Origin of the sequence: Rhodoferax potami, assembly GCF_032193805.1 — a bacterium.
Lineage (GTDB): Bacteria > Pseudomonadota > Gammaproteobacteria > Burkholderiales > Burkholderiaceae_C > Allorhodoferax > Allorhodoferax potami_A.
This window is the reverse complement of the sequence record NZ_JAVBIK010000001.1, coordinates 998,661-1,019,764: the sequence shown is the minus strand read 5'-3', so window position 1 is coordinate 1,019,764 and position 21,104 is coordinate 998,661. Positions and strand designations below refer to the sequence as shown.

Below are 21,104 nucleotides of genomic sequence, written 5' to 3'. Positions count from 1 at the left end.
GTGGCCTTATCGAAAACGTAGGCCATCAGGCTGGGGTAACGCACAGACCGCTTGAGCGAATTTGTAGGCGTAAACCCCTAGATGTGTGACGCGCGCAATCTTACGTGTCGTTACAGACTGTTTCCAGGTTTTTTAGGGTCGCAGAGTGCGGTTTTTCACAAAGTTGCGGTTTTTTGCGCGGCAGCGTGCGCCAAACCCTTGATCTGTCTCAAAGCGCAGCCCGGCGTCGGCGGGCATAGTGGTGCCATGCTGTCACCCTCAACTACTCAACCCCCTTCGTTTCTGGCCAGTGCACGCCTTGAACGCTGTGCGGCGGGCACCGTCCTGTTAAGTCGCGGTGACCCGACGGTGGCGGCTTGGTATCTGGAAAGCGGTCTGGTGCTCACGGGAATCAGCGGTGAGCCGGGTAGCCGCGACGAGCTGCTGGAGCATCAGCTCGGTCAGATGCAGGGCCCCTGTTGGCTCAATCCGACAGCTGCGGTGCTATCGCTGCCCGCCGTCGTGGACGTAGTCGCCCAGACGGAGGTGGTGTTGCGCAAGATGCCGATGGCTGAATTCCAAGCGGCCTTGGCCGCCAACCGCCAACTCAGCACTACCATGCTGACCGGCTTGGCCCAGGCGCACCGCGAACAAACCGAACTGGCGGTGAGTCGCCTGGCCAAAGGCGCCGAGGCGCGTTGCGCCGAATGGCTGCTGCAACATGCGGAATCGAATGACAAGGGTGGTTGCGCCGTGCAGCTGCAACAGCGCAAACGCCTGATCGCGGCCCAGCTGGGCATTGCACCCGAGACGCTCTCCCGCGTGCTGCGCCACCTGCGGGAACGCAGCCTCATCAGCGGCTCAGGCCGCACGGTGAATCTGGTGGATCCCAGCGGTTTGCGAACGCTTGCCGGGGTTTAGTGCCACCCTTTAGGCGCGCAGTCCTTGAGCGCCTTCAACACGTTTTCCGCGGTAGCAGGCGCCGTGAGTTGCACGGTGGCACCCGGGCCTTTGGCCTGGGCTACCGCATCGCGCAAGGCTTCAAACACACTGATGCCCAGCATGAAAGGCGGCTCGCCCACCGCCTTGCTGCCGAACACGTTGTCTTCACGGTTGGGTTCGTGCCAGAGGTCCACCTTGAAGTGTTCCGGCACATCCGCTGCGGTGGGGATCTTGTAGGTGCTGGGGGCGTGGGTACTGAGGTAGCCCTTGTCGTTCCAGACCAGTTGCTCCGTGGTGAGCCAGCCCATGCCCTGCACAAAGGCGCCCTCAATTTGCCCCACGTCGATAGCGGGGTTGATGCTGCGGCCCACGTCGTGGAGGATGTCCACTTTGAGCACCTTGCTCTCGCCGGTGAGGGTGTCGATCACCACTTCGGTGCACGCTGCACCATAAGCGAAATAGTAGAAGGGCCGGCCGGTCAGCGTCGTCTTGTCGTAGTGGATCTTGGGCGTGCGGTAAAAGCCGTCGCTCCAGAGCTGGATGCGGTTGGCATAGGCCATTTTCACCACGTCGTCGAAGCTGCGGGTGGTGGTGGGCGAGAACACTTCACCATGCTTGAAGCGCACGGCACCTGCGCCGCAGCCATCAAGCCCAGCCACAAAGGCGGCTAGGTTGTCGCGCACATTGCGGGCGGCAAACTGGGCCGCGCGGCCGTTCAGGTCGGTACCCGCACTGGCCGCAGTGGCAGAAGCATTAGGCACTTTGCTGGTGTCGCTGGCGGTGCTGAGCACGCGGGTGAAGGGAATGCCCAGTTCGTCCGCCACGATCTGGGCGACCTTGGTGTTCAGGCCCTGGCCCATCTCGGCGCCGCCATGGTTGACCTGCACGCTGCCGTCGGTGTACACATGCACCAGCGCACCGGCCTGGTTAAACAGCGTGGCAGTGAAACTGATGCCGAACTTGACCGGCGTGATGGCGATGCCGCGTTTGAGTACGGGGCTGGTCTGGTTGCATGCCGAAATGGCCTCTACCCGCCGTCGGTACTGCGCAGACAGCTCCAATTTTGATAGCAGGGGCTGGAGGATGTTGTCTTCCACCTTCATCTGGTAGTGGGTGGTGTCGCGCCGGATGGGATTGGCGATGTCAGTGCCGGGGATGGCCTCATCGCTGTACAGGTTGCGCATGCGCACGTCCAGCGGGTCCAGCTTGAGCGCACGGGCGATGTCGCCCATCACCGCCTCAATCAGCACCACGCCCTGCGGACCACCGAAGCCGCGGAAGGCGGTGTGGCTTTGGGTGTTGGTTTTGCAGCGGTAGGAGGTGATATCCACATCCTGCAGGTAGTAGGCGTTGTCGGTGTGGAAGATGGCGCGGTCTGCCACCGGGCCTGACAGGTCGGCGCTGAAGCCGCAGTTGACGGCCATTTGCAGTTTGAGGGCGGTCAGGCGGCCGGTATCATCAAAGCCCACGCTGTATTCATACGCAAAGGGGTGGCGCTTGCCGGTGACCATGAAGTCGTCGTCCCGGTCCAGCCGCAGCTTCACGGCGCAGCGGTTTTTGGCCGCCGCAATGGCCGCCCACACGGCCAGATGGCCGGCCTGCGTTTCCTTGCCGCCGAAGCCGCCGCCCATGCGCCTGCATTCCACCTTGACGGCGTGGTTGTCGATTCCCAATGCGTGGCTCACCCAGTGCTGCACTTCGCCGGGGTGCTGGGTGCTGCTGTAGACCACCCACTGGTTCTGCTCCTGCGGCAGCACATAGGCAATCTGACCTTCCAGGTAAAAGTGCTCCTGCCCGCCCACCTCCAGGGTGCCGTGCAGGGTGTGGGGCGCGCTCTTCAAGGCCGCATCCGCATCACCGCGCCGAACGTGGACCGGTGGCAGCACAAAGCTTTGGGCGCGGATGGACTCTTGCACCGACAGGATGGCCGGCAAGGGCTCGATCTTGAGTTGCACTTTGCGGGCGGCATGGCGGGCCTGCATCACCGTTTTGGCAAGCACCACGCCCACCACCTGGCCCACGAACTGCACGGTGTCCAGGGCAAACACCGGCTCGTCGCCGGCAAAGGCGGCCAGCATGGGGTCGCCCGGAATGTCCTCCGCCAGCACCACGTCCACCACGCCGGGCATGGCGCGCGCTGCCGTGCTGTCCACGCCCAGCAGCTTGCCGTGCGCATGGGTGGAAAGGATGGGCGCGGCATACAGGGTGCCGCGCACCTCAGGCAGGTCGTCGATGTAGTGCACCGCGCCGGCCACCTGGGCCACGGCGCTCTCATGAAACTGGTTGACGCCGGCAGCCGGGCCGCGGGGGCTGGGCACGGCGGCGGCCACCTCGGGGGAGAGGGTGGGAGTCAAAGACGGGTTGAAGGGTGTGGCGCTCATGCAGCTTCTCCTGTCTGCACATAGCTCTCTAGATTGATGGCCGTGAGGCCCTGGCTTTCCAGCCAGTAGCGCTGTAGCAGGTTGCCCAGCACCTCCACCCGGTAGGCGCTGCTGGCGCGCATGTCCGAAATCGGGCTGAACTCGCCTCGCAAAGTGGCCTGCGCAGCTTTCACGGTCGCGAGGTTCCAGGGTTTGCCCAGCAAAGCAGCTTGTGTCTTGAGCGCACGCACAGGCGTGGCCGCCACACCACCCACCCCGATGCTGGCGTGGGTGACTATGCCGCCTTCGATATGCAGGTTCAGCGCGAGGCAGACGGCAGAAATGTCGTCTTCAAAGCGTTTGGAAATTTTGTAAACACGAAGAAATTCGGCCCCCACGCTTGCCACTGCGTGTGCTGCGCTGCCCCCCGAGGGGGCGCCCGCTTGCTTGGGGCGGCCCGGCGCGGCGCTCGTGCTCGTGCTCGTGGTCGTGGTCGTGGTCGTGGTCGTGGTCTCTCCTGCCTTGGGCACTTTGATCCACGCCAGCACTTCGTCCGGCGCCATGACGTTCTGGCGGTAGCCTGTGTAGAGGTCTTCTAGGCGCAGTTCGCGGTGCACCGCTTTGGCCTTGATGCCTTTGCCGCGCCAAGCCATCAGCACCACGCTGGCGCCCAGCGCAATCAGCAGCGGCATGGAGTCGCCAATCGGCGAGCCATTGGCCACGTTGCCGCCCAGCGTTCCCGCATTGCGCACCGGCAGGCCGGCAAAGCGGCTGGCAAAGGTGGCCAACTGCGGCCGGTCCGCCACCAGGGCGGCAAACGCATCAGTCAGGGTGACGGCGGCGCCTATGGCGATATGGTGCGGGTACTGCTCCACGCGCCGCAGTTCGGCCACTTGGGTCACATCCAGCACGCGGGAGAAATCCTTGTGCATTTTGGTGACCCACAGGCCCACGTCGGTGCAGCCGGCGACGATTTGCGCTTGCGGGTACTGCGCCCGCGCTGCCAGGAAGGCGGGTAGGGTGGTGGGCAAAATATAAGAAGAATCGGTATCTAGACCTCGTCCTTCTTGCGCAAGCTGCTCCAATTTTGATAGCGTTTCCGCCTCCTGCATATCTACGGCCGGCTGGCCCAACATGGTTTGGGCGGCATCCAGAATCGGGCGGTAGCCGGTGCAGCGGCACAAATTGCCGCTCAGGGCGTGCAACGCGTCGTCCCGCGTAATGGGGGCGCCGGCATGAGCGTGTTGGCGGTACAGGTCAAACAGGCTCATCACAAAGCCGGGGGTGCAAAAGCCGCATTGCGAGCCGTGGCACTGCACCATGGCCTCTTGGGCGGGGTGCAAGCGGCCATCGTCAGTGGCAATGTCTTCTACCGTCCACAGGGCCTTGCCGTTCAGGCTGTGGGCCATTTTGATGCAGCTGTTGACCGCCTTGGTCTGCAGTTCGCCGTTGACGGATTCGCCCACGACGACGGTGCAGGCACCGCAGTCCCCTTCGTTACAGCCCTCTTTGGTACCGGTGCAGTGCAGGTCTTCGCGCAGCACCTCGAGCAGGGTGCGGGTGGGGGGAACGCCATCCAGCGTGACGATTTCGCCGCGGCGTACAAACTTCAATGGGGTGGTGGTCATGCGTGTTTCCTCGTGCGGGAGGGTAATCCGGGTGTTGTTCCGTTTCCATACGCATTAGCATATGGGTCCAATTGAACGCTGTGTATGAGAGACCAATCCCTTTTCGACAAGATAGACCTTCATTTGATCAGGGTCCTTCATACTGTGTTAACCGAGCGCAGCGTTTCGAAAGCCGCCATCCGTCTGGGCATGCACCAGCCGGCGGTCAGCGCATCGCTCAAGCGGCTGCGAGACTTTGCCGGCGACCCCTTGTTGGTGCGTTCCGGCTCCGGCATGGTGCCCACCGAGACGGCGCTGCGCATGCTCGAGCCCAGTGCCAGTATTTTGCGTGCCGCCGAGATGTTGTTCTCGGATGCGCGAGGGTTCGAGCCCGATGCCGCTCGTAATACCTTCCGGCTGGCCGCCAGCGATTATTTGGACCCCCTGTTTCTCCCGCGCTTGGTCGCACAAATCAAGGAGCAGGCGCCTTTTGCAGAAATAGAAATCCACCCGCTGAGCGGTGCCTCTGACTACCGCACCCAGCTGGCGCAGGGTGATATTGATGTGGTCATCGGCAACTGGCCCCAACCGCCGGACGACCTCCATCTGGGCCGCCTTTTCGGGGACGAAGTGGTGTGCCTGGTGTCCAACAAGCACCCCGCCGTGCGCCGTGGCTGGGATCAGACCCAGTGGTTGGAGGCCGAGCACATTGCGCCCGGCGCCACCCACCCGGGTGCCAAGGGGGTGATTGACGAGCACCTGAGCGGCCTCGGTTTGCAGCGGCACATTGTGGCCCGTTGCCCCCATTTCAGCCTGATTCCGGGCATGGTGGCATCAACCTTGCTCGTGTTAACTACCGGCCGCCAGTACTGTGAACGTTTTGTGGACACCCTACCGGTGACAATAATGCCTTGCCCTGTGCAGTTCCCCCGCATGATGTACTACCAGCTCTGGCACGCCCGCACGCACACGAGTGCGTCCAATAAGTGGCTGCGCGAGCGCATCAAGTCGGTGGCGGCCGAGCTTCGCAAAGAATAATTAATACAACCCGTTCGTATGGAATCTTCTCCTCCCATGCCTGTCGTCCCTCGGCTGCAATTGACAGGCATCACCAAAGCCTACCCGGGCGTGATCGCCAATAGCGAGGTGTCGCTCACCGTGCTGCCCGGCCAGACCCATGCCGTGCTGGGCGAAAACGGTGCCGGTAAGTCCACCTTGATGAAGATCATTTACGGCTCCATCAAGCCCGATGCCGGCCAGGTGCTGTTCAACGGCAAGCCTGTCAATATTCGCAACCCCAAAGAAGCGCGGGCTCTGGGCATCAGCATGGTGTTCCAGCACTTCAATCTGTTTGACACCATCACCGTGGCGGAAAACGTGTGGTTGGGCCTGGACAAGGCGCAAAGCCTGGAGCAGGTGACGGCCAGCATCACCGCCAAGGCGGCCGAATACGGCCTAGACATCGACCCCAGCCGCCCGGTGCACACCCTGAGCGTGGGTGAGATGCAGCGGGTGGAAATCATTCGGGCCTTGCTGACCAACCCGCAGTTGCTGATTCTGGACGAGCCCACCTCGGTGCTGACCCCGCAAGCGGTGGAGAAGCTGTTTGTGGTGCTCAAAAAGTTGGCCTCAGAGGGCTGCAGTATTTTGTATATCTCGCACAAATTGCACGAGATCCGTGAGTTGTGCAACGCCTGCACCGTGCTGCGCGGCGGTAAGGTCACCGGTGTGTGCAACCCGGCAGAAGAGTCCAACGCATCCTTGTCCCGCCTGATGATCGGCGCAGAACCGCCACAGCTGGAGCATCGCCCGCAGCAAGCCGGCTCGCCGGTACTCACCGTTAAAAACCTGAGCCTCGCCCGCGAAGACCAGTTCGGCGTGGACCTGAATGGCATTTCGCTCACGGTCCATGCGGGTGAGGTGGTGGGCATTGCGGGTGTATCCGGCAATGGCCAGAAAGAGCTGCTTTACGCCCTGTCGGGTGAAGACGTGCGCGCGCCCAAGGGAAGCGTCACCATGGGCAAGGCCGATGTGTCGTCTTTGCACCCCGGCGGCCGGCGCAAGCTGGGCCTGCACTTTGTGCCTGAGGAACGTTTGGGGCGCGGCGCGGTACCCACCCTGAGTCTGGCCCAGAACATGTTGCTGACCCGCACCGAGTCCATTTCTGCGCCCAAGTTCGCCGGCGGCTGGATCCGGGTGCGCCAGTTGGAAGACCATGCCGCGCGCATCATCAAGGCCTTCAACGTCAAGGCCAATGGCCCGACAGCGGCTGCGCGCTCGCTCTCTGGCGGTAATTTGCAGAAGTTCATTGTGGGCCGCGAGATCGACGCGGCACCCAAGCTGTTCATCGTGTCCCAGCCCACCTGGGGGGTGGACGTGGGGGCTGCGGCCCAGATCCGCGGCGAGATTCTGGCCCTGCGGGATGCCGGCTGCGCGGTGCTGGTGGTGAGCGAAGAGCTCGACGAATTGTTTGAGGTGAGCGACCGCCTGCACGTGATTGCACATGGTCGGCTGTCGCCATCGGTGCCGGTGGCGGAGGCCACGGTGGAAAAGATTGGGGAATGGATGAGTGGATTGTGGGAAGGCTCCGGCGCAGCCGCTGCTGTGGAGGTGGCCCATGGCTAAAGCCGGATTGAAACTCGAAGCCCGCCCCCAGCCGTCCAAAGCTTGGGGCTACGGTTCCCCGGTGCTGGCGCTGCTGGTGACGGTGCTCATCGGTATCGTGCTGTTCATGGCACTGGGCAAAGACCCGGTGCGGGGTCTGTTGGTGTTTTTCTGGGAGCCCATCAAGAGCGGTTACGCCCTAGGTGAGCTGGTGGTCAAGGCGACCCCATTGCTGCTGATTGCGCTGGGGCTGGCGGTCTGCTTCCGCTCGAATGTGTGGAATATCGGAGCCGAGGGGCAGTACATCATTGGTGCTGTGGCGGCCAGTGGTGTGGCCTTGCTGGCCGAAAAAACAACTGGGGGCTGGATTGTGGTGCCCGTGGTGATAGCGGGCATTGCCGGGGGCATGGCCTGGGCCGGGCTCACCGCCTTCTTGCGCGACAAATTCAACGCCAATGAGATCTTGGTCAGCTTGATGCTGGTGTACGTGGCGGTGCAGGTACTGGGCTATCTGGTCTACGGCCCCTGGAAAGATCCTTTGGGCTACAACTTCCCGCAAACCAAAACCTTTGAGGCGGCCACCCGTATTCCACGGCTGTTTCAGGGCTCCCGCATGACGATCGGCGTGGTGTTTGCGGTGGTGGCCGTGGCGGGTATTTGGATTTTTCTGTTCCGCACACGTGCCGGGTTTGCCCAGCAGGTCGGCGGGTTGGCGCCTGCCGCTGCCCGATATGCCGGTTTCTCATCACGCAAAGCGCTGTGGACCGCCTTGCTGGTATCCGGCGGCATGGCGGGCTTGGCTGGCGCACTGGAAGTGGCAGGCCCCATCGGCCAGCTCACCCCCTATGTGCCGGCCGGTTACGGCTTTGCGGCCATCATCGTGGCCTATGTGGGGCGTTTGCATCCGGTGGGGATGGTGTTTTCGGCGCTGCTGATGAGCATGTTTTATATCGGTGGTGAGCTCGCCCAGTCCCGTTTGGGGCTGCCCAAGTCGCTGACAGGTGTGTTCCAGGGCTTGCTGTTGTTCAGCCTCTTGGCTTGCGATACGTTGGTGAATTACCGCCTTAAATGGGTCTCCGCTGCAGGAGGTAAAAAATAATGGATGCGTATGCACTGCTGATCGCAGCAACTCTGAATGCCGGCACCGTGCTGGCCATCGCTTCGCTCGGCCTGTTGATCAATGAAAAAGCCGGCATCGTGAACCTGGGAGCCGAGGGCATGATGCTGTGCGCCGCTATTGCCGGCTTTGCGGCGGTGGTGCACACCGGCAGCGATGTGGCCGGCTTCATGGCCGGTATTGCCGCCGGTGCGGTCATGGCGGCCATCTTTGGTGTGCTAGTGATCTGGCTCAATACCAACCAATACGCCACTGGCTTGGCCCTGAGCCTCTTCGGCGCGGGGTTCTCTGCGTTTGCAGGGATCTCGTATGTTCAGGAAAAAATGCCCGATCGGCCCAGCTTCGCGATTCCCGGCCTCTCGGACATCCCCTTTGTGGGCCCCGCCTTGTTCAAACACCACCCGATGGTGTACCTGACGGTATTGTTTGCACTGGGGTTGATCTGGTTTTTGTACCGCACCCGTGCCGGTTTGATTTTGCGCAGCGTGGGTGAGAGCCCTGAGTCTGCGCATGCACTCGGCTACCCGGTGCGCGCCATTCGCTTAGGCGCCGTGGTGTGCGGCGGCGCACTGTGCGGTTTGGCGGGTGCGTATATATCTGTGATCTACACCCCCTTGTGGGTCGAGGGCATGGTGGCCGGCAAAGGCTGGATCGCGTTGGCCTTGACCACTTTTGCCACCTGGCGCCCGGCACGGGTGTTGCTTGGAGCCTATTTGTTCGGCGGCGTGACCATGTTGCAGTTCCATTTGCAGGGTATCGGCGTCGAAGTGCCCAGCCAGTTCTTGACCATGTTGCCGTATCTTGCGACCATCGTGGTCTTGGCTCTTATTTCGCGCAATCCGCGTTGGATACGGATTAACATGCCCGCCTCTATTGGCAAGCCGTTTTATCCGGGTTCCTGACGCACGAAAGTTTTGGTTGGATCTCTCGTTTTTTTATAAGGAAGTGACATGACAGATTTGCAAAAACGCTCCTTGCTCAAGGTAGCGGCCCTTACCGCCGTTGCTGGCGCTGCCTTGGTTGGCTGCGGCAAGAAGGAAGAGCCGGCTCCTGCGCCGGCACCGGCTCCAGTTGCCTCCGCACCTGCGCCTAAGCCAGAGCCTTTGAAAATTGCGTTCGCCTACGTCGGCCCTGTGGGCGACGGCGGTTGGACATTCGCACACGACAATGCCCGCAAGGCGCTCGAAGCCGAGTTCGGCGACAAGATCGTCACTTCTTTCGTGGAAAACGTGCCTGAGTCTGCGGACGCTGAACGCGTGATCCGCGAAATGGCCAGCAGCGGCAACAAGCTGATTTTCGGCACTACCTTCGGCTACATGGAGCCCATGCTCAAAGTCGCGCCCGAATTCAAGGACGTGAAGTTCGAGCACGCTACCGGCTACAAGCAAGCCGACAACATGCGCACCTACGACAGCCGCACCTACGAAGGCGCGTACATGGCGGGTGTGATCGCCGGCAAAATGACCAAGACCAACACCTTGGGTGTGGTGGCCTCGATCCCAATTCCTGAAGTGATCCGCAACATCAACAGCTTTACCTTGGGCGCTCAAAGCAGCAACCCCAAGATCAAGACCAAAGTGGTGTGGGTGAATGGCTGGTTTGATCCACCCAAAGAAACTGAAGCTGCGACATCCTTGATCAACGGCGGTGCCGACGTTCTGTTCCAGAACACCGACTCTGCCGCTGTCTTGAAAACCGCGGAAGCCAAGGGCAAGCGCGCTTTCGGCTGGGACTCTGACATGACTGCCTACGGCCCCAAGGCCCACTTGGCATCTGCAGTGATCAACTGGGGTCCTTACTACATCAAGGCCACCAAAGACGCCCTGGAAGGCACCTGGACTGGTAACACCGGTGTCTGGTGGGGTGTGAAAGAAGGCGCGATCGATATCGTTTCCGTGGCGGAAGACGTGCCAGCTGAAACCAAAACCAAGGTCGAAGAGATCAAAAAGGGCTTGGCCGACGGTAGCTTTGCTATCTGGAAAGGTCCTCTGAAGGACAACGCTGGCAAGGAAATCTTGAAAGACGGCGAAACCGCTGACGACAAGTTCCTGTCCGGCGTGAACTTCTACGTCAAGGGCGTGGAAGGCAAGGTTCCCGGCGCCAAATAATGGTGACCCGGTAAGTGAAAGGGCCGCCCTGTGCGGCCCTTTTTTGTTAATGGCTCCCACGTAGTTGCACCTGAGAAAGCATGGAATCTTTGATAGAAGCCCGTATGTGGCATCCGGTTGCGCAAAGCACCGCTTTGCAAGCAGCCCCTCTGGGCGTGCAGTTGCTCGGTCAATCGGTAGTGCTCTGGCGCGATGACGCAGGCACCGCCCACGCTTGGGCGGATCAATGCCCCCATCGCGGTGCCAAGCTGTCGTTGGGGCGGGTGTGCGCGGGGCACTTGGAGTGCCCGTATCACGGCTGGCAATTTGCGGCGGAAGGCGCCTGTGTCAAGGTGCCGGCGCTTCCCGAATTTGTTCCGCCTGCCGGCCATGCCGCTCGCGTGTTTGGCATCGAAGAGCACTACGGGCTCCTCTGGGTGCAGTTGGAGGCGGACCCGACCCGCGCGGTGCCGCCGTTTGCGGCGGAGTCCGATGGCGGTTTGCGCAAAGTGCTGTGCGGCCCCTACGACGTGGCCACCAGCGCGCCGCGGATTGTGGAAAATTTTCTGGACATGGCGCACTTCGGTTTTGTGCACGAAGGTTGGCTCGGCATGCGCGAAGCCACCGCGATTGACGACTACACCGTAGAGCCCACCCCCACGGGTTTGCGTGCCACCCAATGCAAAGCCTGGCAGCCCCAAAGCAATGTGCACTCCACCGCCCCTGCACAGGTCGAGTACACCTATGAGGTGGTCGCCCCTTATACGGCAAACCTCATCAAAGTACCGGATGCCGCCAGTGTGGCGGTGCAGGGCTTCAGGGAGTCGATTGGTTTGTTTATCAGCCCCCTCACACCCACCAGTAGCAGGGTCTGGTTCAGGTTGGCAATGGCCGACTTTGAGTCGCCCGATGCCAAGCTCCAAGACTTCCAGCACACCATCTTCATGCAAGACAAACCGGTGCTGGAATCGCAAACCCCCCAATGCCTGCCCCTGGATGTGCGCGCCGAAGTGCACACCGTGGCCGACAAAGCCTCATCGGCATACCGCCGGTTTCTCAAACAAGAACGTATTACTTTTGGAGTCTGCTGATGACCAATTTTCCTGCCGTCAAGAGCGTATCTGCTGACCGCATGCCCGCCCTCTTGCGCGCCATGCCCAAGGCGGAGTTGCACATGCACATCGAAGGCTCGCTGGAGCCGGAGCTTATGTTTGCACTGGCCAAGCGCAACAGCGTGCCCCTGCGCTTCCCCAGTGAACAGGCGCTTCGCGACGCCTATGTGTTCAACAACCTGCAAGAGTTTCTGGACATCTACCACGAGGGCACCATGGTGCTGAAGACCGAGCAGGACTTCTATGACATGACCTGCGCGTATCTGGCCAAAGCCCAGGCCGACAACGTGCTGCACACAGAAATCTTCTTCGACACCCAAACGCACACCGGCCACGGCCTGAGCGCCGAGACGGTGATCAACGGCCTGTACCGCGCGTGTGCGGATGCGCCTGCCAAGTTCGGCATGACCGCCTCGCTCATTTTGTGCTTCCTGCGGCATCTGAGCGAAGAAGAAGCCTTTGAATGCCTGGAGCAGGCGCTGCCCTTGCGCGACAAGATTGTCGGTATCGGCTTGGCATCCAGCGAAGTAGGGCACCCACCCGAAAAGTTTGCCAAGGTCTATGCCCGCGCCCGCGAGTTGGGCTTTCGCTTGGTGGCGCACGCAGGTGAAGAGGCGCCCCCCGCCTACATCTGGAGCGCGCTGGATGTGCTGAAAGTCGAGCGCATCGACCACGGTGTGCAAGCGATCCACGACGCGGCCCTGATGCAGCGTCTGGCGGCCGACAAGATGCCGCTCACCGTGTGCCCGCTGTCCAACCTGAAGCTGCGCGTGTTCCCCACACTGGCACAGCACAACATCGGCACCATGCTGGACGCAGGCATCATGGCCACCGTCAATTCCGACGACCCGGCGTACTTCGGCGGCTACCTGAACGAAAACTTCACCCAGACCTTTGCCGCGTTGGGCCTGAGCGCCCAGCACGCGTATGCACTGGCGCGCAATAGCTTTGATGCCAGCTTCATCGATGCATCTCTGCGCCAGAAGTATGCGCAGCGCTTGGATGAGATGTTTGAAACGTTTCGCTGAACACCGGCCAAGCGCTCTCGCCTGCTCCCGGGCACCATTTGAGTGCTAAATAGGCCTCTAGCCCACGCAGAATCTGTGCGAGCAGCTATCAAATAGATAGTATCTGTGGCGCTGTATACCGTTGGCAGAGCCGCACGGTAAAATCCACCCCAAGGCCCGCTGCTCCGGCGGGCCTTGTCTTTTGTGTTCCGGAGCCATGTAGAGGACTACCATGTACAAAAACCTCGCTGCCACACCTGTGGCCGCTTGTTGTTTCTCTCTTTCTTTCGCTGTGGTTGCGTAACGGCCATGGCATACCAAGTCAAAGAAATTTTCTACACCCTGCAGGGCGAAGGCTCACACGCAGGGCGCCCCGCCGTGTTTTGCCGTTTTGCGGGCTGCAACCTGTGGTCTGGCCGGGAGCAAGACCGCGCGACCGCCGTCTGCAAGTTTTGCGATACCGACTTTGTGGGTACCGACGGCACGCTGGGTGGCAAGTTCAGCACCGCGCAGGCGCTGGCCGAGCGCATTGCAGCACAGTGGCCGGCTGGCGATACAGCGCATCGCTTTGTGGTGATGACCGGCGGGGAGCCCCTCCTGCAAGTCGACACCGCGCTGATCAACGCGCTGCACGCGTTAGGCTTCCAGATCGCGGTGGAAACCAACGGCACGGTGCTCGCGCCCGAAGGCATCGACTGGATTTGCGTGAGCCCCAAAGCCGGCTCGCAGTGGATCCAGCGCCAGGGCCACGAACTCAAACTGGTGTGGCCGCAGGCTGGCATCACCCTGGAGGAGTGCGAAGCGGCCAGCTTCACCCACCGCTACCTGCAGCCCATGGACAACCCGCAGCGCGCGGCCAACACTGAGACCTGCATCACCCAGTGTATGCAGCGTCCGGCCTGGCGCCTCTCGTTGCAAACCCACAAGATCACAGGCATCCGATGACCCAAGCACCCGCCATCCCGCTCCCCCGCAGCTGCGAGGTCAGCCAGAAGTTTTTCTTCGATGCCGCCCATACCTTGAAGCGCACGGTGGATGACGCCGAAGAGATCGCCGGTAGCCGCCGCATCCACGGCCACACCTACCACTCCGAAGTGACGGTGACCGGCAGCGCCGATGCCGACACCGGCATGGTGGTGGATCTGGGCCACTTGCGTAACGCCATTCAGGTGCTGCGCCCCCAGCTGGACCACCATTTGTTGGACGAAGTCGAAGGCCTTGGCCCAGCCACGCTGGAGAATTTGGCCGCATTCATCTGGCGCGCCATGGCGGCTGAATTTCCGGGCTTGTCGCAAGTGCGGGTCTGGCGTGACGGCATCGGTGACAGCTGCACGTTGCGCGCCCACTAAACACAGCACCATGAACGCTTACCGCGCCTCTCTTCTCTGGTTTGCCACCCGCAGCGAGGGCGTGGCCCGCGCCCTGTTTGAGCAGGACGGCCTGCTGGTCGTCGGTCCTGATGCGCAGGGGCGGCAAGTGGTGCAGGCCATCGGTGCGTACAGCAACGTATCAAGGCAGTATCCGCAAGTGCCGGTGCAGCATTTTCCCGGGCGCATCATTGCACCGGGGTTTATTGACCTGCACATTCACTACCCGCAGATCGACGTCATCGGGTCGCCCGCCAGTGGCTTGCTGCCTTGGCTGGAGAACTACACCTTTCCAGAAGAAAATCGCTTCTCAGCCCAAGACCACAGTGCGCAAGCAGCTACGTTTTTTGTAGCGGAGCTGCTGCGCAACGGCGTCACTACGGCGCTCACCTTTGCTACTTCGCACCCCGAGTCGGTGAACGCTTTGTTCACCGAGGCTCAAGCACGACACATGCGCCTGATCACCGGGCTGGTGCTGATGGACCGCCATGCCCCGGACTACTTGGTGAACCAGGGGCAGGGCAACGTGAGCGGCACCGAGCAAAGCCTGCGCGACACCGAGTCACTGATTCAGCGCTGGCATGGCGTGGACCGCCTCGGCTACGCCATCACTCCACGCTTTGCGCCCACCAGTACCGATGCCCAGTTGCGCGGCGCGGGCGAGTTGGCCAAGCAATACGGCGATGTATGGATCCAAAGCCATGTGGCTGAGAACAAAGACGAAATTACGTGGGCGCGTGAGCTGTTCCCGGCGTCCCGCTCCTACCTCGCCACCTACGACGATTTCGGCTTGATGCGCGAACGCGCCATCTACGCCCACTGCATCCACTTCGATGACGACGACCGCGCCTTGATGCGCGACACCGGTGCAGCCGCGGCCATTAGCCCGACCAGCAACCTGTTCTTGGGCAGCGGCTTCTTCGATTACGAAGGCGCTGACCGCGTGGGTTACCAATACGGCCTGGCCAGCGATGTGGGAGGCGGCACGTCGTTCAGCCCCTTCCAAACCATGCTCGCGGCCTACTACGTGGGCCGCGAAGGCCAGACCAAGCCCGGCCTCTCGCTCTCCCCCCAACACCTGTGGTGGCAGCACACTGCCGGTGCCGCAGGCGCTTTGGGGCTGGACGGAGCAAACGGTGGGCCATCGGTAGGCAACCTGCTGCCCGGTTGCGAGGCCGACTTTGTGGTCCTCAACCCCCAAGCCACACCGCTGCTGGCCCGCAAAACGGCGTTGGCTTCCAACCTCGACGAGCTGCTCTTTAGCCTGATCGTGTTGGGCGACGACCGTCTGGTCGAGAAAACGGTGATCTCCCAGGAGTTGAGTGATGGCTCGGCGCGCTAGCGGAGTTTTGTTGATGGCTGCAAGCTTGCTCGCCGGTTGCAGTACCGGGGGCTTTCTTGCGCGAGCCCAAGAGCTGTGCAACAAATACCCCACACCTGATGCGCGGGCGGAATGCGAGCGCCGCGACAAACAAGTGCAAGCCGCAGTTCAACAGCAACAGGCCCAAGAGGCCTCGAAAAAGCAGCGTCCGGAAAGCGAGCGCCGCAATCCGGACGAAGACTTGTGCTTCGTCAGAAAAGCAACTGGAGAGCGCGTCTGCCCCAATTGACGCAGCACTCGCGGTTTCATGTCGAGGTGCACTGTACCACCCCCCAAGGAATTCATGCATTCAAAAGAAGATGCTACCCCGTTGACACGGTTTCAGGTGGTTTTGGTCATCCTCGCACTGGCGTGCGGGGGCTTCGGTATTGGCACCGGCGAGTTCGCCATCATGGGCCTGCTGCCGGATGTGGCTGCCACGTTTCAGGTCACCACGCCGCAGGCGGGTTACGTCATCAGCGCCTATGCCATGGGTGTCGTGGTAGGTGCGCCGCTGATTGCGATTGCCGGGGCCAAGGCGTCCCGCCGTTCGTTATTGCTGATCTTGATGTCCGTGTTTACCGTGGGAAACCTCGCCAGTGCGCTGGCGCCTGATTTCTTGAGCTTTACGGTGCTGCGGTTTTTGACGGGTCTGCCACACGGTGCCTATTTCGGCGTTTCTGCCTTGGTGGCGGCATCGCTGGTGCCGGTGCAGATGCGGGCCCAGGCGGTCGGCTACGTGATGATGGGCCTCACGGTCGCGACTTTGCTGGGGACACCGGTCATGGCCTATTTCGGGCAGTCGTTGAACTGGCGGGTGCTGTTTCTGTCGGTGGGGGTGATCGGGGCAATCACGGTCACGCTTATTTGGCTCTACCTGCCACGCGACAAGCCTAGCGAGGGTGCTACCGTCATGCGCGAGCTGGTGGCCTTCACCCACCCGCAAGTGTTGCTGACGCTCACCCTGGCCGCGACCGGTTTTGGCGGCATGTTCTCGATCTTTTCTTACATTGCGGGCACTGCCACCGAGCTCGCGAACATGCCCGCTGGGATGGTGCCAGTCATCATGGCTCTGTTTGGTGTTGGCATGAATATGGGCAATGTCGTGGGGTCCAAACTGGCAGATATCGCCTTGATGGGCACCATCGGCGGCATGCTGATCTTCAATATTGTGGTGATGACGCTGTTCAGCGTGACCGCAGCGTCCCCTTGGATGCTGTGCTTGTGTACCTTTTTGATTGGCTGCACTTTTGCTGCCGGCCCGGCTATCCAGACCCGGTTGATGGATGTTGCCGCAGACGGGCAGACCCTGGCCGCTGCCTCGATGCATTCCGCCTTCAACATTGCCAACGCCTTGGGCGCATGGTTGGGTGGCTTGGTGATCACCTTGGGCTACGGCTATGCCGCTACCGGCTATGTGGGCGCGGCGCTGTCGTTCGTTGGCCTGTTGGTGTTTACGGCGTCTGTCATGCTGGAACGGCGCGGCATTTGCGGCCTGCGTCCGGCCTGAGCGGCCACGCTAACCTCCCCGAAGCGATTTCAAACCATGCGGTGCTAGACTGGACCAAACCACTGCATGCTATGAAAAACGATTCTCTGATCCACTGGCATTCCATGTTCATGGGTGTGGCGCTCTTGGCCGCCGCCCGTTCCAAAGATTCCCGCAAGCGCAATGGCGCGTGCATCGTCGGCCCGGACAACAAGATTTCCGGCGTGGGCTACAACGGGTTGCCGCGTGGCTGCGACGACCACGACGAGCATTACTGGCAGGACGACGACAACGACCCACTGAACTCGCGCCACAGCTACATCGTGCACGCCGAGCAGAATGCGATCCTGAATTGCACTTCCTTGCCGTTGCATGGCTCCACCATCTACGCTACCCAATACCCGTGCCCGCGCTGTGTTCAGTCCATCATCCAGGTCGGTATCAAGCGCGTGGTGTACCTTGAAAAGAAAGCGCACCAAGAGCGGGTGAACGCGGCTTCCGAAAAAATGCTCGGCGATGCGGGTGTGGAAATCGAGTCTTTGCAAACCTTGCAGCCGGAGTCGGCCGATTGGTCGGCCCAACTGGCGCAATTTATTGAAACCACCACCTCTTCCCGCTGAACAGGGCGGGCGAAAGACACAGCTATGAAATGGGAAGGCAACCGCGAGTCCGACAACGTGGAAGACCGCCGCAGTGGCGGTGGGGGCAGCTTCAGGGGCGGCGGTGGCGGAGGGCTCGGGCCCTTGGGCGCGCTGCTGAGCGGGCGCTTGGGGGTAGGCACCATCGTGATTGCCTTGCTGGGCGGATGGGTGCTGGGGATCAATCCTTTGACGATTCTGAGTGCCTTGAGCGGTGGTGGGGCGCCCACGGCGCAGGTGCAGCAAGCACCTGCTCAACGCCCGCCGGCCGATGACAAGATGGCTAAGTTTGTGTCCACCGTGTTGGCGGATACTGAAGATGTATGGGGCGAGGTCTTCGCTAAAGGGGGCGGCACCTACCGTAACCCCAAGCTGGTGCTGTTCCGCGGCGCTACTCCGACCGCGTGCGGCCAAGGTCAGGGCGCCATGGGACCCTTCTATTGCCCGGCCGACCAAAAGGTCTATATCGACCTCGGTTTTTACGAGACCCTGCAAAAACAACTGGGCGCGCCGGGCGACTTTGCGCAGGCTTATGTGATTGCCCACGAGGTCGGCCACCACGTGCAAAACCTGTTGGGTATCAGCGCCAAGGTACAAGAGGCACGCAGCCGCGTCAGCGAGGCCGAAGGAAATGCCCTGAGTGTGCGCCTGGAGCTGCAGGCTGACTGCTTTGCCGGCGTCTGGGCGCACCATGCCAACAACGCCCGCCAGTTGCTGGAGGACGGCGATGTGGCCGAAGCCATGAATGCCGCCGCCAAAATCGGTGACGACGCTTTGCAACGCGGTTCCGGGCGCGCGGTGGTGCCGGAAAGCTTTACCCATGGCAGCAGCGCACAGCGCCAGCGCTGGTTCGACAAGGGCCTGAAAACCGGCAGCGTCAAGGGCTGTGACACGTTTTCTAACCGCTCCATTTAGGACTAGGGGATAATCGGGGTTTGCCCTGACTTCCTTTGGGCGACCCGCTATCGGATGGATAGCACTCTTTATGGCTATGCCTTACCGATTTGATTACTGAATTGACTCCCACTCCCGTGACCTCCAACGAGCTCACCGCGGACACGCCCACCATGGCTTTTGCCCAGCTGCAGCTGGCCAACCCGCTTGCCCGCGCCGTAGCGGAAATGGGCTACACCACCATGACGCCGATTCAGGCGCAGGCCATCCCCGTCGTGCTGACCGGGAAAGACGTCATGGGCGCCGCCCAGACAGGCACCGGCAAAACCGCTGCATTCGCACTGCCTTTGCTGCAGCGCCTGATGAAGCACGAAAACGCTTCCACTTCCCCCGCCCGCCACCCCGTTCGGGCGTTGGTGCTGTTGCCAACCCGCGAGCTGGCTGACCAAGTGGCTCAGCAGGTCAAGCTGTACGCCAAGTACACCAACCTGCGCAGCGCCGTGGTGTTTGGTGGCATGGACATGAAGCCCCAGACCCTGGAACTCAAAGCCGGTGTCGAAGTGTTGGTGGCGACGCCCGGCCGTTTGCTGGATCACATTGAAGCCAAGAACGCGGTGTTGAATCAAGTCGAGTACGTGGTACTGGACGAAGCTGACCGCATGCTGGACATCGGCTTCCTGCCGGACCTGCAGCGCATCCTGAGCTACCTGCCCAAGACCCGTACCACCTTGCTGTTTTCGGCGACCTTCTCGCCCGAAATCAAACGCCTGGCGAACAGCTACCTGCAAAACCCGATCACGATTGAAGTGGCCCGCTCCAATGCGACGGCTTCCACCGTGGAGCAGCACTTCTACCGGGCGACGACAAGCGCCATGCTTTGTTGCAGATCGTGCGCAGCAAACAAATCAAGCAAGCCTTTGTGTTTGTGAACAGCAAGCTCGGTTGCGCCCGCCTGACCCGCGCCCTGGAGCGCGATGGCCTGCGCGCTGCGGCCTTGCACGGCGACAAGACCCAGGACGAGCGCCTGAAAGCGCTGGAAGCCTTCAAAAAAGGCGAAGTGGACTTGCTGGTCTGTACCGATGTGGCTGCCCGCGGTTTGGACATCAAGGACGTGCCCGCCGTGTTCAACATGGACATTCCGTTCAACGCAGAAGACTATGTGCACCGCATCGGCCGTACGGGCCGCGCCGGCGCTTCCGGTCTGGCGGTGAGCTTTGTCGGTGGCGGCAACGATGCGCGCCTGGTGGCTGACATCGAGAAGCTGATCAAGACCAAGATCGAGCTCGAGGCCGTGGAGTTCGACGAAGACCGTCCGGACATCCGCAGCCAGGGTCGCATCAATGACGGCCGCCGTATGTATGCCGAAAACGGCGAGCACGCCCGGGGCCCGCGTAGCGAAGGTCGTGGAGACAGTCGCGGTGAGGGCCGTGGTCGCAGCCATAGTAATGAGCGCGATGACGCCTACCGCACCCGCGCCCCCCGCGAATACGGTCGTCCGGCTCCTGCACCCCGTGATCCGTTCTTTGACAAGCCCTACGAGCCCAGCGCACCTGCGGCTGAAGCACCTTCCCCATCGTGGGAGTCGGCGGCCAAGCCGGCCAGCCGTGGCATCTCTGCCAATATCAAGCCCAAGCGCAAGGTCGCGGCACTGTTCAAGTCGGCCTGACCGTTCGGGTGGCTCTCAGTCCCCGGGTTCCTGGGACTGGGGGCATTTCACCTGAATCAGCTCGGTCGCAAGACCGCCTGCGGGTGCAGCAGCAACTCGCAACGCGCTCAAGCACCCGCCCCACACGCAACCACTGTCCAGGGCCCATACATCCGGCCGGTGGAGCCAGCCCAGTGTGGACCAGTGGCCAAACGCCATGATCTCACCGGTGGTCTGGCGGTCGGGGGCATTAAACCAGGGCACATAGCCTGCAGGTGTTGCCTCCAGGCCGCCTGAGTGTTTGAATTCCATGACGCCTTCCGGCGTGCAGTAACGAAGCCGGGTCAGCGCATTCACGATCACCCGCAACCGGTCGGCACCGGTGAGGGCGTCGCTCCAAGCGTCCGGGCCATTGCCATACATCTGCTGGAAGAAAAGGTGCGCATCCGGTGCCTGAAGGGCGGCTTCTACCTCTCGGGCTAATGCTATTGTTTTGATAGCTGTCCACGCAGGTAATACGCCGGCATGGACCATTAATAGGCCTGAATCGCCGACGTTTTCGTACAGGACCAGTTTTTGGTGCCGTAGCCAGTACAAGAGCCCGGGGGCATCGTCGGCCTCCAGCAAGGGGGCGAGGGTATCGCGTTTGCCGGGTTTGCGGACCCCATAACTCACCGCGAGCAAATGTAGGTCGTGGTTGCCCAGCAAACAGCGGGCTGAGTTGCCGTAGCCCATCAAGCGGCGCAGTACCGCCGCAGATTCGGGGCCACGGTTCACCAGGTCGCCCAAAAGATAGAGCGTGTCGCGGCTGGGAGAAAAGTCGATGGCTTGGGTGAGCCGTTCCAGAGCGGTGTCGCAGCCCTGAACATCCCCGATAAGGTACATTGCCATGGTCT

At 61.6% G+C, this 21,104-nt stretch carries 18 protein-coding genes and 1 pseudogene; 16 read left to right on the top strand and 3 right to left on the bottom strand.

Translation table 11 applies throughout. From position 1 onward, the window contains the following. The first annotated feature begins 246 nt into the window (after positions 1 to 246). Entirely contained in the window at positions 247 to 900 is a 654-nt protein-coding gene (locus tag RAE19_RS04860) for a Crp/Fnr family transcriptional regulator (RefSeq protein ID WP_313873852.1), read from the top strand. Here the strand turns inward: RAE19_RS04860 and xdhB are convergent. Then, the gene (gene xdhB, locus RAE19_RS04855; RefSeq protein ID WP_313873851.1) at positions 897 to 3,302 is read right to left on the bottom strand and encodes a xanthine dehydrogenase molybdopterin binding subunit; all 2,406 of its coding nucleotides are present in this window, start codon (positions 3,300 to 3,302) and stop codon (positions 897 to 899) included. The two genes, RAE19_RS04860 and xdhB, sit on opposite strands and share 4 nt — an antisense overlap. Further along, complete coding sequence (locus RAE19_RS04850) at positions 3,299 to 4,909, bottom strand: xanthine dehydrogenase small subunit (protein ID WP_313873850.1); 1,611 nt, start codon at positions 4,907 to 4,909, stop codon at positions 3,299 to 3,301. The genes xdhB and RAE19_RS04850 overlap by 4 nt, the downstream gene beginning before the upstream one ends. A gap of 84 nt (positions 4,910 to 4,993) precedes the next feature. Here RAE19_RS04850 and RAE19_RS04845 point away from each other — a divergent pair, with 84 nt between their 5' ends. The 15 genes and pseudogenes from RAE19_RS04845 to RAE19_RS04775 all read left to right on the top strand — a co-directional run bounded on the left by RAE19_RS04845 (position 4,994) and on the right by RAE19_RS04775 (position 20,229). Next, the gene (locus tag RAE19_RS04845) at positions 4,994 to 5,926 is read left to right on the top strand and encodes a LysR family transcriptional regulator (RefSeq protein ID WP_313873849.1); all 933 of its coding nucleotides are present in this window, start codon (positions 4,994 to 4,996) and stop codon (positions 5,924 to 5,926) included. 36 nt (positions 5,927 to 5,962) lie between these two features. Beyond that, positions 5,963 to 7,513, top strand: coding sequence for an ABC transporter ATP-binding protein (locus RAE19_RS04840; RefSeq protein WP_313873848.1), 1,551 nt, complete (start codon positions 5,963 to 5,965; stop codon positions 7,511 to 7,513). Then, positions 7,506 to 8,591: an ABC transporter permease gene (locus RAE19_RS04835; protein ID WP_313873847.1), complete on the top strand. Its 1,086-nt coding sequence runs from the start codon at positions 7,506 to 7,508 to the stop codon at positions 8,589 to 8,591. Before RAE19_RS04840 ends, RAE19_RS04835 begins: the two co-directional genes overlap by 8 nt. Further along, positions 8,591 to 9,511, top strand: a complete 921-nt coding sequence (locus RAE19_RS04830) for an ABC transporter permease (RefSeq protein ID WP_313873846.1) — start codon at positions 8,591 to 8,593, stop codon at positions 9,509 to 9,511. Before RAE19_RS04835 ends, RAE19_RS04830 begins: the two co-directional genes overlap by 1 nt. A 48-nt stretch (positions 9,512 to 9,559) precedes the next feature. Next, positions 9,560 to 10,717 (top strand): BMP family ABC transporter substrate-binding protein, encoded by a 1,158-nt coding sequence (locus RAE19_RS04825; RefSeq protein WP_313873845.1) that lies wholly within the window; start codon positions 9,560 to 9,562, stop codon positions 10,715 to 10,717. A gap of 89 nt (positions 10,718 to 10,806) precedes the next feature. Next, positions 10,807 to 11,787: an aromatic ring-hydroxylating dioxygenase subunit alpha gene (locus tag RAE19_RS04820; protein ID WP_313876179.1), complete on the top strand. Its 981-nt coding sequence runs from the start codon at positions 10,807 to 10,809 to the stop codon at positions 11,785 to 11,787. After that, a complete protein-coding gene (locus RAE19_RS04815) occupies positions 11,787 to 12,836 on the top strand; it encodes an adenosine deaminase (RefSeq protein ID WP_313873844.1) in 1,050 nt (349 codons plus the stop codon). The genes RAE19_RS04820 and RAE19_RS04815 overlap by 1 nt, the downstream gene beginning before the upstream one ends. A gap of 288 nt (positions 12,837 to 13,124) precedes the next feature. After that, positions 13,125 to 13,760 (top strand): 7-carboxy-7-deazaguanine synthase, encoded by a 636-nt coding sequence (gene queE, locus RAE19_RS04810; RefSeq protein ID WP_313873843.1) that lies wholly within the window; start codon positions 13,125 to 13,127, stop codon positions 13,758 to 13,760. Next, positions 13,757 to 14,164, top strand: coding sequence for a 6-carboxytetrahydropterin synthase (locus tag RAE19_RS04805; RefSeq protein ID WP_313873842.1), 408 nt, complete (start codon positions 13,757 to 13,759; stop codon positions 14,162 to 14,164). The genes queE and RAE19_RS04805 overlap by 4 nt, the downstream gene beginning before the upstream one ends. Positions 14,165 to 14,174: 10 nt before the next feature. Next, entirely contained in the window at positions 14,175 to 15,524 is a 1,350-nt protein-coding gene (gene guaD, locus RAE19_RS04800; RefSeq protein ID WP_313873841.1) for a guanine deaminase, read from the top strand. Then, positions 15,508 to 15,792 carry a hypothetical protein gene (locus RAE19_RS04795; RefSeq protein ID WP_313873840.1) on the top strand — a complete coding sequence of 95 codons (285 nt, stop codon included), beginning with the start codon at positions 15,508 to 15,510 and terminating at the stop codon, positions 15,790 to 15,792. Before guaD ends, RAE19_RS04795 begins: the two co-directional genes overlap by 17 nt. A 54-nt stretch (positions 15,793 to 15,846) precedes the next feature. Further along, positions 15,847 to 17,052 carry an MFS transporter gene (locus RAE19_RS04790; protein ID WP_313873839.1) on the top strand — a complete coding sequence of 402 codons (1,206 nt, stop codon included), beginning with the start codon at positions 15,847 to 15,849 and terminating at the stop codon, positions 17,050 to 17,052. Between the two features lie 71 nt (positions 17,053 to 17,123). Further along, complete coding sequence (locus tag RAE19_RS04785) at positions 17,124 to 17,651, top strand: deoxycytidylate deaminase (RefSeq protein ID WP_313873838.1); 528 nt, start codon at positions 17,124 to 17,126, stop codon at positions 17,649 to 17,651. A gap of 24 nt (positions 17,652 to 17,675) precedes the next feature. Further along, complete coding sequence (ypfJ, locus tag RAE19_RS04780) at positions 17,676 to 18,584, top strand: KPN_02809 family neutral zinc metallopeptidase (RefSeq protein ID WP_313873837.1); 909 nt, start codon at positions 17,676 to 17,678, stop codon at positions 18,582 to 18,584. Positions 18,585 to 18,736: 152 nt separating this feature from the next. Continuing rightward, a pseudogene (locus RAE19_RS04775) lies at positions 18,737 to 20,229 on the top strand (DEAD/DEAH box helicase). Positions 20,230 to 20,244: 15 nt separating this feature from the next. Here the strand turns inward: RAE19_RS04775 and RAE19_RS04770 are convergent. Further along, complete coding sequence (locus tag RAE19_RS04770; protein WP_313873836.1) at positions 20,245 to 21,099, bottom strand: symmetrical bis(5'-nucleosyl)-tetraphosphatase; 855 nt, start codon at positions 21,097 to 21,099, stop codon at positions 20,245 to 20,247. Positions 21,100 to 21,104: the final 5 nt, after the last annotated feature.